Below are 12,693 nucleotides of genomic sequence, written 5' to 3'. Positions count from 1 at the left end.
TCACTTCCTAACATTTTGGAGGTCGTATGAAATCGCTTGTTCGATTGGCTTTGAGCGTATTGGCGGGTTTGATCGCCGTCGGCACGGCGCAGGCTGCCGATGTCTCGGAAATTCGCGTGGACTGGGCCACCTACAACCCGGTCAGCCTCATTCTGAAGGATGAAGGCATCCTGGAAAAGGAATTCGAAAAGGATGGGATCAAGATAACCTGGGTCCAGTCCGCAGGCTCCAACAAAGCCCTGGAATTCCTGAATGCCGGCTCCCTCGACTTTGGCTCGACCGCGGGTGCGGCTGCCTTGATCGGCCGCGTCAATGGCAACCCGATCAAATCCATCTATGTGTATTCACGTCCGGAATGGACCGCGCTCGTAACCCGCAAGGATACCGGCATTGCCAAGGTACAGGACCTCAAGGGCAAGTCCATCGCTGTGACGCGCGGCACCGATCCGCACATTTTCCTGGTGCGCGCTCTCGCCGATGCAGGCCTGACTGAAAAGGATGTCTCGCTTGTTCTGCTGCAGCATGCGGACGGACGCCTTGCGTTGAAGCGCGGCGACGTCGACGCTTGGGCCGGCCTCGATCCGATCATGGCCTCCGCCGAGATTGAAGATGGCGATGTGCTCTTCTACCGCAAGCCTGACAACAACAGCTGGGGCGTTCTCAACGTGCGCGAAGAGTTTGCCGCCGCCCATCCCGATCTCGTCAAACGCGTGCTTGCATCCTATGAAAAGGCGCGCACCGAAGCTCTGAAAGATCCGGCCAAGCTCAAGGCCGCCCTCGTCGCCGCCACCAAGCTGCCCGATAGCGTGATAGACCGCCAGTTGGAGCGCACGAACCTCACCTATTCCGTGATCGGCGATGCCCAGCGCGAGACGATCGAAGCCGCGGGTTTGGCTTTGCAAAAGGCCGATGTCATCAAGGCGGATGTCGATGTCGGCAAGACCGTATCGGCGCTGATCGACCCCAGCTACGCCTCCGCCGCTCTCGGCCAGTGAAGCGATAGAAAGAGCATCCCCATGTCATTGGTGGACATCGCGCTGTCATGGCAAAAGACGGAAGCAGCAAGGGAGACCCGGCGGCGCCGAGTTTCGCCTTTCGATCATCCGATCGTCGGAATCGTGTTTCCGCTCGCGTTGTTTGCCGCATGGGAGATCCTCGTCCGTGCGGGAATAGTCGGCGGCCGCCTGATGCCTCCGCCCTCGAAAATTCTCTCTACGGTCTATGCGCTGGCGGCATCCGGAGATCTGACAACACATGTCGGCGCGACGCTGCGCAGAGTGACGATCGGTTTCGCCTTCGGGTCGCTGGCGGGAACCGCTCTTGGGGCGCTGACCGGCTACTCCAAACTGCTAGCACGCCTGCTGGATCCAACGCTGCAGGCTCTGCGGGCAATTCCCTCCATTGCCTGGGTGCCGCTGTTCATCCTGTGGTTCGGCATTTTCGAAGCTTCCAAAGTCGCCCTGATTGCCGTCGGCGTCTTCTTCCCGGTCTATCTCGGGGTCTATGGCGCCGTTACCGGCGTTGACCGACGCATCGTCGAGGTCGGTCGTGTCTTTCGGCTTTCAGGCTTCGAGCTCATTCGTCTGATCCTGCTGCCGGCGGTCCTTCCGGACTTTATCCTTGCCTTGCGCGCAGGCCTGGGTCTCGGTTGGATGTTCGTCGTTGCGGCGGAATTCATGGGCGCATCCGAAGGCCTGGGATATCTTCTGGTGGATGGTCAGCAACTCGGAAAACCGGACCAGATCCTTGCCGCTATTTTGATCTTTGCCGTTGTCGGCAAGGCCACCGACAGCCTGCTTCTGATTGCGAGCGCGCCGTTCCTGCGCTGGCGCGACAGCCATGCGAGCAGGATCTGACATGCTCGATATCCGCTCTCTGTCCAAGATCTATCCCAACGGAACACATGCGCTGCAAGACTTCTCCCTCAATATCGGAAAGGGGGAATTGGTCGCGGTCATCGGAGGATCGGGCTGCGGCAAGAGCACCCTTCTGAGGCTGCTGTCGGGCCTCGAAGCTCCCACGCAGGGCCAAATAAGCCTGGAGGGACGGCTGCTGACGGAGCCGGACTCATTGGTGAATATCGTCTTCCAGGAGCCTCGGCTCTTTCCCTGGCTGACTGTCGCGGACAATATCGGTTTCGGCCTACGTAATCTGGCAAGCCGCGAACGGGATGAGCAGGTGTCGGCGGCCCTGGAGAAGATCGGTCTTCGCGGCTACGAGAAGCGCTGGATCAAGGAACTATCCGGCGGGCAGGCGCAGCGCGTGGCCTTGGCGCGCGCACTTGTGACAAAGCCGGCCGTGCTCCTGTTGGACGAGCCCTTCTCCGCGCTCGATGCGATGACGCGCGTCGAACTTCAGGATCATCTGATCGATCTATGGCGCGCGAATGCCACGACGATGCTGCTCGTCACGCACGATATCGAAGAGGCAGCCTATTTGGCGGATCGCGTCGTCGTGATGCGCCCTTGGCCGGGACGCATTCTGGAGGTGGTCGATATAGGCCTGCCGCGGCAACGCAATCGCATGTCGGACGAATTGGCCGACGTCAAAAGGCGCCTTTCCGACCTTCTGGCTCATTCCCTCCATGATGGCAGCCGCACGGCAAGCGCCTGAAAAACGAAATGCGTCGCGGTGCGAACCGGACGCATGTCGTTCGAGGATACGCTAACTGTCAGGCTGCCGTCGCCATCCGGGCGGACGCCGTCAGCTTGACCGGCAGCTTGCGCATCATTTCCTCGGCGAAACAGGTGGCGTTTTCACGCGCCTTGTCGAGATTGCTGACGCGTGTCGGATCGATCGTATGCAGCGTGCCACCGCAGTCGAAGATGTCGCGGAAAGCCGAGCGTTCGATGATGGCGGTATCCAGCACCGGCACGTGCCGCTCGCTGAGCAGCGACTTGACGAGCTGCAGCGCCCGCGTCGTCACCATCGAGTTGACACGGGTCAGCACCACCGAATGGCCGATCTTGATGCCCGCCTTCTCGTCCAGATACTGCAGCAGCTCGAGCACCTGAGCGCCGCCGCGCGCATCCATCGCACAGCCCTGGATCGGGATCAGCACGTGGTCGGAAAGGCCGACGGCGGTGGCGAGCAGCGGATTGCGCGCACCCGGCAGATCGACGATGAAGTAGTCGGTATTGTGCTTGTTCTCGCTGATATGCTGCGGCAGCGAGGCGGTGGTCACGAAATCGATCACCGAAATATTGGGCACGTGACCTGATATCTCATGCCAGCGCGAAATCCAGTGCTGCGGATCGGCGTCGAGGATGGTGACGCGGTAACCCGTACGAGCAAGCTCGGTCGCGAGCAGCAGAACAGCGGTCGTCTTGCCGGCGCCGCCCTTGGTATTTGCGAAAGTAATGACAGGCATGTTCGTTCCTCGGAAGGCAATGATGCGAGCCGGCATCGCTCTTTTGCGCACTCTCGGAGCATCGTGCGGTTAAGCCATCCTTTACAATCATGGTTAACAAATTCCAAACGCGCCCGCCGAAATTGCAGCCTGTTATTTTTCACATCCCTAAAATTAGGGATGCCTTGAAACGAAAAAGGCCCGGAAAGCCAAAGCCTTCCGGGCCAGTCTGCAGGTCCGCCTTCAATTGTCAGAAGCAATCCCTGAAAAGCGCCTTGGTATTTTCGAGCGTCATTGCAACCGGATTGCCGCCGGCGCTCGGATCTTCGATCGCCATGGCCGACAATTCATCGATGCGGTCGGGGGCGATTCCCATCGCCGTCAGTGTCTCCGGCACGCCGAGATCGGAGCGGAGCTTCAGCACGTAATCGTAGAAGCCGTCGAAACCGCCCGAAATGCTGAGATAGGCGGCCGCCCGGCCAATCTTCTCCTCGATGGCAGCGCGGTTGAAGCGCAGCACCGCCGGCATCACCACAGCATTGGTCATGCCGTGATGGGTGTTATAGACGGCGCCGATCGGGTGCGACAGCGCATGGATGGCGCCAAGCCCTTTCTGGAAGGCGACCGCGCCCATGGCGGCGGCAGCCATCATATTGGCGCGGGCTTCGAGATCGGTGCCTTCCCTGTAGGCGCGCGGCAGGAATTCCTTGACCAGCCGCATGCCTTCGAGCGCGATGCCGGCCGACATCGGGTGGTAGAAGGGCGAAGAATAGGCTTCCAGGCAATGGGCAAAGGCATCCATGCCGGTGCCGGCCGTGATGATCTTCGGCATGCCGACGGTCAGTTCCGGATCGGAAATGACGACGCCGGGCAGGAACTTCGGATGGAAGATGATCTTCTTCACATGCGTTTCGGAATTGGTGATGACGCTGGCGCGGCCGACTTCTGAACCGGTGCCTGCCGTCGTCGGCACGGCAACGATCGGCGCGATGCCTTCGAGGCTCGCGCGCGTCCACCAGTCGCCGATATCTTCGAAATCCCAGACCGGCCGCGTCTGGCCGGCCATGAAGGCGACGCACTTGCCAAGATCGAGACCGGAGCCGCCGCCGAAGGCGACGACGCCGTCATGGCCGCCGTCCTTGAAGGCCCTGACACCGGCTTCGAGATTCTTCTCGTTCGGGTTTGGATCGACATCGGCGAAGATCGCCCGGCCAAGGCCGGCATCTTCGAGGATATCGAGCGCGTTCTTGGTGATCGCCATCGAGGCGAGGCCGCGGTCGGTCACCAGCAGCGGCTTTCTGATGCCGAGGCTCTTGCAGGCGTCGGCCAGTTCCTTGATGCGGCCCCGGCCGAGCTTGACCGATGTCGGATAGCTCCAGTTTGCGGTGATGTTGCTGCTCATGCTGTGACTTTCTTCAAATGGAAGGATTTCGGACGAGTCAGATTGTGGAAGCCGATGATCGACAGCGAGCCGCCTCGGCCGGTCTCCTTGACGCCGGTCCAGCAGAGCGCCGGATCGAGATAGTCCGCGCGGTTCATGAAAACGGTGCCTGTTTCGATCTCGCGGCCGAGACGTGCAGCCCGTTCGACATCCTTGGTCCAGAGCGAAGCCGTCAGCCCGTACTGGCTGTCGTTCATCAAAGCGAGTGCCTCCTCGTCGCTCTTCACCTTCATGATGCCGACCGCCGGGCCGAAGGTTTCCTCGCGCATGAAGGCCATGGAATGGTCGACATCGACGAGAACCTGCGGTGCGATATAGGCGCCGCCGTCATCCTGAGGGAAAAGCTTAGGGTCGACAAGCGCCTTGGCACCCTTGGAAACTGCATCGGCGATCTGCTCGCGCACCACCTTGGCGAAGCGCTTGTTCGCCATCGGCCCGAGCGAGGTTTCCGGATCGAGCGGATTGCCGAGCTTGTAATTCGACACCCAGGCGACCGATTTCTCGACGAAGGCGTCATAGAGCGACTCATGCACATAGATGCGCTCGATGCCGCAGCAGCACTGGCCGGAATTATAGGTGGCGCCATCCATCAGCGTATCGACCGCCGCTTCGAGATCGGCGTCTTCCATGACATAGCCCGGATCCTTGCCGCCGAGTTCGAGGCCGAGGCCGGTGAAAGTGCCGGCAGCGGCCCGCTCCATCGACCGTCCGCCTTCGACCGATCCGGTGAAGTTGACGAAATTGAAGCTGCCGGCGGCAATCAGCGCCGACGTCGTCTCGTGATCGAAGAAGACGTTCTGGAACACGTCTTCGGGAACGCCGGCCTCGATGAAGGCCTGCACCAGCCGCTCGCCGACAACAAGCGTCTGCGAGGCATGTTTCAGCACCACCGTATTGCCAGCCATCAACGCCGGGGCGATCGTGTTGATCGCCGTCATGTAGGGATAGTTCCAGGGTGCTACGACGAAGACGACGCCATGCGCTTCGCGCTCGATGCGGCGCTCGAAACGCTCGCTCTCCTCGACGACGAGAGGCGCCAGCGCGTCCGCCGCGATCGAGGCGACATAGTTGGAGCGCTCGTTGAAGCCCCTGTATTCGCCGCCGTATTTGACCGGACGGCCCATCTGCCAGGCAAGCTCCGGCACGACGACGTCAGACATCTCGTTCAGCCGCGCCACACCCTTCAGCACAAGCTGGACACGCTCTTCGAGCGGCCGTTTCGCCCAGCTCTTCTGCGCCTTGCGGGCGCGCGCCACAACGTCTTTGGCAGCGTCAAGTGAAAGTGCCGGTCGCTCGGCGTAGACCGATCCGTCCACCGGTGAAATGCATTGGATCATTGCCATGATCGATTTCCATCCTCGTATTGATCAAAATTCAGGTGGGCGACAGCCCCTCATCCGCCTGCCGGCACCTTCTCCCCGTAAACGGGGCGAAGGGGAATGCCGCAATCTCTCCGTTCCCCGCCACGTCTCGCATGGCAAGTCCCCTCTCCCCGCATGCGGGGAGAGGGTTAGGGTGAGGGGCAAGCAGCCCGCAAATGCCTATTAAGCTCTTTCGAAACCGCGCGCCACTTCCCAATCGGTGATGCGGCGGTCGTATTCTTCCTGCTCCCATTCGGCGGCACGGGTGTAATGGTCGATCACATCGTCGCCGAAGGCCTTGCGCAGCATTGCCGATTCCGTCATCGCGGCCGAAGCCGCGCGCAGCGTGCGCGGGATCTCGCGAATGTCCTTGCCGCCGTAAGCGTCACCGACGAAGGGAGCTTCGAGTTCGAGCTTGTTCTCGATCCCGTCGATGCCGGCGGCAAGCAGCGCGGCAAAGGCGAGATAGGGATTGAGATCGGAGCCGCCGACGCGGCATTCGATACGGATCCCCTTGGTTTCCTCGCCGCAGAGGCGATAACCGGCAGTACGGTTGTCCTTGCTCCAGATCGCCTTGGTCGGCGCAAAGGTGCCGGCCATGAAGCGCTTGTAGGAATTGATGTAAGGCGCCAGGAAATAGGTGATCTCGCTCGCATGGGAGAGAAGCCCGGCAACGTAATTGTGCATCAGCGGCGACATGCCGTATTTGCCGGCATGGTCGAAGAACAGCGGCTTTTCCTCGAGGCTCCAGAGCGACTGGTGGATATGGGAGGAACTGCCAGCGGCATTATAGTTCCACTTGGCGAGGAAGGTGATGGCCTTGCCCTTCGACCAGGCGATCTCCTTGCAGCCGTTCTTGATGATCGCATGCCGGTCGGCCATCGCGAGCGCGTCGGCATACCGCACGTTGATTTCTTCCTGGCCGGCCGAAGCCTCGCCCTTGGAATTCTCGACCGGAATACCGGCGCCCTGCAGCCCGGTGCGGATCGCCCGCATCACCTCTTCCTCCTTGGTGGTCTGGAAGATGTGATAGTCCTCGTTATAGGCGCTGGCGAGCTTGAGGTTGCGGTAGCCGGAAGCCTGCGCAGCCTCGTAGGTCTGGTCGAACAGGAAGAATTCGAGCTCGGAAGCCATGTAGGCCTTCATGCCCATGTCTTCGAGGCGCTTCACCTGCTTCTTCAGGATCGCCCGTGGCGAATGGGCGACCTCTTCGTGCGTGTGATGATCGAGCACGTCGCAGAGCACGAGCGCCGTGCCCTCCAGCCAGGGAATACGGCGCAGCGTCGCCAGATCCGGCTTCATCGTGTAGTCGCCGTAGCCCTTCTCCCAGCTCGTCGCCTTGTAGCCGGAGACCGTTTCCATCTCCATGTCAGTCGCTTGCAGATAGTTGCAGCTGTGCGTTTCCTTCCAGGCGCTCTCGACGAAATATTCCGCCTGGAAACGCTTGCCCATCAGCCGGCCCTGCATGTCCACCTGGCAGGCCAGAACCGTGTCGATGCGCCCTTCGGCAACATCCTTCCTGAGATCGTCGATTGTGTAACTGCTGCTCATGATTGATCCGCCTGAATTGGAATTGAGAGATCGGGGCAACGAAATCGCATGCGCTCGGCCTGAGATCGCGGCCCGATGCGCTTTCGTTGATCCGATGGGGCCGCAGGACGCGGCCCCATCCTTTGAGAGGGAAGCTCGATGTTTAGCGTTCGCCGCTTTCGCCGACGGCTGCTTCGGCCGCCGCGATCTCGGCCTGACGCTTTGCCACATCGGCGCCGATCGGCGGACCCTTGAAGCGCCGGCTTTCGAAACCGAACCAGACGATCGCGGTCAGCAGGAGGAAGCCAACGGTAACGTAGAGCGCAGCACCGTTCGGCGGCTGGATGCCGAGAATGAAGATCAGGACCATCGCGATGATCGTGAGCACGGCAAAGAGCTTGAAGGCGCCTTCGCCGAGGTTCCACGGACCCATCTTGTCCCACTTCGATGTGCCCCAGGCGAAGAGGCCGAGCGTGATCGGAATCGCGAAGGAGAAGAAGAGGAAGATGACGGTGCACGAGACGACGATCGTATAAACCGGCGTGTCACCGATTTTCATGAAGTCGAGTGACGTGAACCAGACGAAAAGTACCGACAGGATCGAGCCGGTCCAGATCGCGGCCACCGGCGTGCGATACTGCGGGCTGACCTTCGACAGCGCCTTCGATGCCGGAAGACCGCCGTCACGGGAGAAGGCGAAGATCATGCGCGAGACCGAAGTGACGGTCGCAAGACCGCACAGCCACTGGCTGACCAGGATGGCGAGGTAGAGAATGTCCTTGACGATCGGGTTCACCTGGCTGTCCATCGCCCAGAAGAACACGTTCCAGCCCTGCTTGGCCGCATCGTCCATGTTCGGCAGCATGAGGACGAAGGCGCACAGCATGATGTAGCCGAAAAGCGCTGACCACAGGACGGACGCGACCATGCCGCGCGGAACCGACTCGGCGGCCTTGACCGTTTCTTCCGACGTATGCGCCGAGGCGTCGTAGCCGGTGATGGTGTAGATCGGCAGCAGCAGGCCGACGAGGAAGACCCAGGCGCCCGAGGTGGACGGCCAGACATTGCCGCCGGCTTCGCCGGAATAGTTGGCGAAGGTGAAGAGACGGCTGATCTCGTAGGAGGGCGCTGCAATCAGGCAGACGGCCGCCAGCGCGATCGAGGTCGCGAAGATCAGATAACCCGAAAAGTCGGTCAGCTTCGCGGTAAGTCCGATGCCCATATGGTTCACGAGCGCCTGCGCGCCGGTGATGATGACGAGGAAGACGATGCGCACCAACGTCGTGTCCGTCAGCCCGAAATAGCTGGTGCCGAACGACCCCATGAAGAAATAATAGGTGCCGACATTGATGGCGCCGAGCACGGTAACGAGACCGAGCAGGTTAAACCAGGCGGTCAGCCAGCCGGTGAAGCGGTTGCCGAGGATCGAACCCCAGTGATAGAGGCCGCCGGCCGTCGGATAGGCCGAGCTGATCTGCGCCATGGCGACGGCGAAGACGAGCGAGATGAAGCATCCCACAGGCCAGCCGATGCCGATAGCGGCTCCGCCGGCACCCGAGGTTGCCTGCGCCAGCGAATTGATGCCGCCGGAGAGAATGCAGATGATGGAGAATGATACGGCGAAATTCGAGAACGAGCTCATGCGTCGTTCGAGTTCCTGGGCATAGCCCATGGAATGCAGGATGTGCACATCCTGCTTTTTGTCCAGTTCGGTATAGTCCGACATGACTTCCCCCTGTTCACGATCGGCCGCGGGATTGCGGGCCGGTCCAGTGCCAATTGTCCGCGGCATTTGCGCCGTGCGGACGTCCGCAGATAAACTGCTCCCTCGGGTCTTCTTTTTTATCAGGCGTCCAGGCTTTGCTGGAGAAGCCCTGTCAGATAGTCGGCCATGACCCCTTGGCCGCCATCGTCTGTGAGGAGGTCGTTGCGGACCTCGATCATTACATTGCGCAAGCCGTTCGAAAGCCCGTGCAGGATCAGCGTGTGAGTCACGCCGTCCTTAGGCCCGTAAGGCTCGTTGCGTTCCGTTCGGTAGAGCGGCGCCTCGGCCGCAGCGTCAAGCATGCGGTCGGCGAGCCGGCTGTCCTCGTCGTGCAATATGCCGAGTTCGACGGCGCGTTGGCGGCCGTGATAGATCGGCGTGAAGCTGTGCATCGTCACGATGACGCTGTCCTGGCCCCTCGCCCGACGATCGCCGATCAGCTCGCGAATGGCGTCGTGGAAAGGCACATAGAGTGCGTCCGTGCGCGCAAGGCGCTCTTCGTCGGTCAGATCCTTGTTGCCCGGAATGACGTAGATCTCGCTCGTCTCCGGCATGGCGCCCGGCGAACTCGGCGGACGGTTGCAATCGTAGATCAGCCGGGAGAAGCGCTGATAGACAAGTGTGGCGTCGAGCGCTTTGGAGATGCCGCGCGCAACCGCTAGAGCCCCCGGATCCCAGGCGATATGGCTCGAGAGCGCTTCGCTGGACAGGCCGAGATCGCCGAACCGGGCAGGAAGCGTGTTCGAAGCGTGCTCGCAAACCAGCAGCACAGGGCTGCGGCCGCCAATACGCTCGATCCCGACGCATTCGCCATCGGCTTCGCTGAGGATTTTCGGCTGGGCCAGCACCAAAGGCGCCACTCCTGTCCCTTAATAAAATATTTATAAGAAAAGAATTCTTCAGCTTTCGGCCGCTGTCAAGCATCCGCTGAAAATTTCTTTTCATGACGGCAGTTGACATGGATTATGACAGCGTTGTTAACTTTGGGTGGGAAAGTGGCGCTAGACCATCCCGGGGAGCAAAGTCAGTGACAACTGCGTCGAAGACGGTTTCGGACGTCATCCACTCGCATCTTGGGGTGCTGACGCGCGCCGAGAAGCAATTGGCGGAAAGCCTTCTAGACAATTATCCGGTTTCCGGCCTCGGCAGCATCACCACCATCGCCGAGAATGCCGGCGTCTCGACGCCGACCGTCGTGCGCATGGTCCAGAAGCTCGGCTTCAAGGGCTATCCCGATTTCCAGGCGCATCTGCATCAGGAAGTCGAGGCGACGATCTCCAACCCGATAGCCAAGCACGATCGCTGGGCGCAGAACGCGCCGGGCACGCATATCCTCAACCGTTTCGCCGATGCCATCATGGGCAACCTGCGCCAGACGCTGACCGATCTCGACACCGCGACCTTCGACAACGTCGCCGCGCTGCTGTCGGACCGCAAGCGCGGCCTCTATTTCGCCGGCGGCCGCATCACCGGCGCGCTCGCCGAATATTTCTTCACTCATATGCAGGTGATCCGGCCGGCAACGACGCTGCTGTCGTCGAATTCCAGCAGTTGGCCGCAATATGTCCTCAACATGAATGCCGGCGACGTCCTGATCATCTTCGATATCCGCCGCTACGAGCAGGAGATGGTGAGCCTTGCCACCGCCGCCCGCAAGCGCGGCGCCGAAATCGTGGTGTTCACCGATCAGTGGGGCTCGCCTGCCGCCAAGCTTGCCAGGCATGCCTTCCGCGTCCGGATTGAGGCGCCGTCCGCCTGGGATTCTTCCGTCGTCACTCTCTTCATCGTCGAAGCGCTGATCGAGGCTGTTCAGAATTCGACCTGGGACGAGACGAAGGAGCGCATGAAGACGCTGGAAGGCCTGTTCGAGCAGACCAAGCTTTTCCGCAAACCGGGGTAGGAGGGCGGCTAAAACAAAGGAAAAACAATGACGGCTTTTCGCGAAAACCGATGGCGCTGTCGCAAATAAACCATCCGTCGCAAACGCTTGCCATTCATGGCAAAATTAACGTCATCCAAGTGTCACACAAGCTTCATGCAAGCTCATTAACAGCATCGCCAGACACTGAAACCCGAAGGAGAACAACAGTGATCTCTAACCTTTCTCGACTGCTTTCACTTTCTACTGCGATGATCGTGGCTTCGACCGCGATTGCCGCTGCTGAGCCGAGCGCTGAACTTATCGCTGCCGCCAAGAAGGAAGGCACCCTGACGACGATCGCTCTTCCGCACGACTGGTGCGGCTATGGTGACGTCATTGCCGGCTTCAAGGCCAAGTATGGCCTCGAGGTCAACGAACTGAACCCGGATGCAGGTTCGGGCGACGAAGTCGAAGCCATCAAGGCCAACAAGGGCAACACCGGCCCGCAGGCTCCTGACGTCATCGACGTCGGCCTCTCCTTCGGTCCGTCCGCCAAGAAGGACGGCCTGATCCAGCCTTACAAGGTATCGACCTGGGACTCGATCCCGGACACCGCAAAGGATGCCGACGGCTTCTGGTACGGCGACTATTACGGCGTCCTCTCGTTCCTCGTGAACAAGGACCTCGTCAAGCAGTCGCCGGCCGACTGGGCCGATCTGAAGAAGAGCGACTACGCAAACACCGTCGCCCTTGCTGGCGATCCGCGCACAGCCAACCAGGCTGTCCAGGGCGTTTATGCCGCTGGTCTTTCGGCATCCGGCGGTAACGCCGCCAAGGCAGGCGAAGAAGGCCTGAAGTTCTTCGCCGAACTCAACAAGAGCGGCAATTTCGTACCGGTTGTCGGCAAGGCTGCTCCGTTCGCGCAGGGCTCCACGCCGATCATCGTCGCCTGGGACTACAACGCCCTCTCCTGGGGCCAGAGCCTGAAGGGCAACCCGCCGTTCGAGGTCATCGTTCCGAAGACCGGCGTCGTCGCCGGCGTCTACGTCCAGGCTATCTCCGCCTTCGCTCCGCACCCGAACGCTGCCAAGCTCTGGATGGAATACCTCTATTCCGACGAAGGTCAGCTCGGCTGGCTGAAGGGCTATTGCCACCCGATCCGCTTCAACGATCTTGCCAAGAAAAACAAGATCCCGAAGGACCTGCTCGACAAGCTGCCGCCGGCAGCAGCCTATGAAAAGGCTGTCTTCCCGACGCTCGAAGAACAGGCTGCCGGCAAGGAAGCCATCACCAAGAACTGGGATTCCGTCGTCGGCGCCGCCGTCAAGTAATCTCCGATCCAGCCTCCCCGCCCAAAAGGCGGGGAGGTTTTCTCACTCCACGCCC

At 60.8% G+C, this 12,693-nt stretch carries 11 protein-coding genes; 5 read left to right on the top strand and 6 right to left on the bottom strand.

Annotated elements, in window-relative coordinates; genetic code table 11:
* Positions 1–26: 26 nt before the first annotated feature.
* From EFD55_RS05180 to EFD55_RS05170, 3 genes are read left to right on the top strand one after another with little or no spacing between them, the layout of a single operon-like run.
* Complete coding sequence (locus tag EFD55_RS05180; protein WP_125843546.1) at positions 27–995, top strand: aliphatic sulfonate ABC transporter substrate-binding protein; 969 nt, start codon at positions 27–29, stop codon at positions 993–995.
* Between the two features lie 21 nt (positions 996–1,016).
* The gene (locus tag EFD55_RS05175; protein WP_125843545.1) at positions 1,017–1,856 is read left to right on the top strand and encodes an ABC transporter permease; all 840 of its coding nucleotides are present in this window, start codon (positions 1,017–1,019) and stop codon (positions 1,854–1,856) included.
* A 1-nt stretch (position 1,857) separates the two neighbouring features.
* Positions 1,858–2,613 (top strand): ABC transporter ATP-binding protein, encoded by a 756-nt coding sequence (locus EFD55_RS05170; protein WP_125843544.1) that lies wholly within the window; start codon positions 1,858–1,860, stop codon positions 2,611–2,613.
* A 58-nt stretch (positions 2,614–2,671) separates the two neighbouring features.
* On the opposite strand, the gene EFD55_RS05165 is transcribed toward EFD55_RS05170, so the two are convergent.
* The 6 genes from EFD55_RS05165 to EFD55_RS05135 form a co-directional block, all read right to left on the bottom strand.
* Positions 2,672–3,370, bottom strand: coding sequence for an AAA family ATPase (locus tag EFD55_RS05165; RefSeq protein WP_165504822.1), 699 nt, complete (start codon positions 3,368–3,370; stop codon positions 2,672–2,674).
* Between the two features lie 229 nt (positions 3,371–3,599).
* On the bottom strand, positions 3,600–4,751 hold the full coding sequence (locus EFD55_RS05160) for an iron-containing alcohol dehydrogenase (RefSeq protein ID WP_125843542.1): 1,152 nt from the start codon (positions 4,749–4,751) through the stop codon (positions 3,600–3,602).
* Positions 4,748–6,133 (bottom strand): aldehyde dehydrogenase family protein, encoded by a 1,386-nt coding sequence (locus EFD55_RS05155; protein WP_125843541.1) that lies wholly within the window; start codon positions 6,131–6,133, stop codon positions 4,748–4,750. Before EFD55_RS05155 ends, EFD55_RS05160 begins: the two co-directional genes overlap by 4 nt.
* 201 nt (positions 6,134–6,334) lie before the next feature.
* Positions 6,335–7,702, bottom strand: coding sequence for a glutamine synthetase family protein (locus tag EFD55_RS05145; protein WP_125843539.1), 1,368 nt, complete (start codon positions 7,700–7,702; stop codon positions 6,335–6,337).
* Between the two features lie 142 nt (positions 7,703–7,844).
* Positions 7,845–9,407, bottom strand: a complete 1,563-nt coding sequence (locus EFD55_RS05140; RefSeq protein WP_125843538.1) for an amino acid permease — start codon at positions 9,405–9,407, stop codon at positions 7,845–7,847.
* 119 nt (positions 9,408–9,526) lie between these two features.
* Positions 9,527–10,297: an N-formylglutamate amidohydrolase gene (locus EFD55_RS05135; RefSeq protein WP_125843537.1), complete on the bottom strand. Its 771-nt coding sequence runs from the start codon at positions 10,295–10,297 to the stop codon at positions 9,527–9,529.
* Between the two features lie 176 nt (positions 10,298–10,473).
* On the opposite strand from EFD55_RS05135, the gene EFD55_RS05130 reads away from it, so the two are divergent.
* Both EFD55_RS05130 and EFD55_RS05125 read left to right on the top strand, forming a co-directional pair.
* Positions 10,474–11,346 (top strand): MurR/RpiR family transcriptional regulator, encoded by an 873-nt coding sequence (locus EFD55_RS05130; RefSeq protein ID WP_125843536.1) that lies wholly within the window; start codon positions 10,474–10,476, stop codon positions 11,344–11,346.
* Between the two features lie 188 nt (positions 11,347–11,534).
* A complete protein-coding gene (locus tag EFD55_RS05125) occupies positions 11,535–12,638 on the top strand; it encodes an ABC transporter substrate-binding protein (protein WP_125843535.1) in 1,104 nt (367 codons plus the stop codon).
* Positions 12,639–12,693 lie beyond the last annotated feature (55 nt).

Source organism: Rhizobium pisi (assembly GCF_003938655.1).
GTDB classification, from domain to species: domain Bacteria; phylum Pseudomonadota; class Alphaproteobacteria; order Rhizobiales; family Rhizobiaceae; genus Rhizobium; species Rhizobium pisi.
The sequence above is the reverse complement of the archived record's forward strand: the minus strand, read 5'-3'. Positions and strand labels throughout refer to the sequence as shown.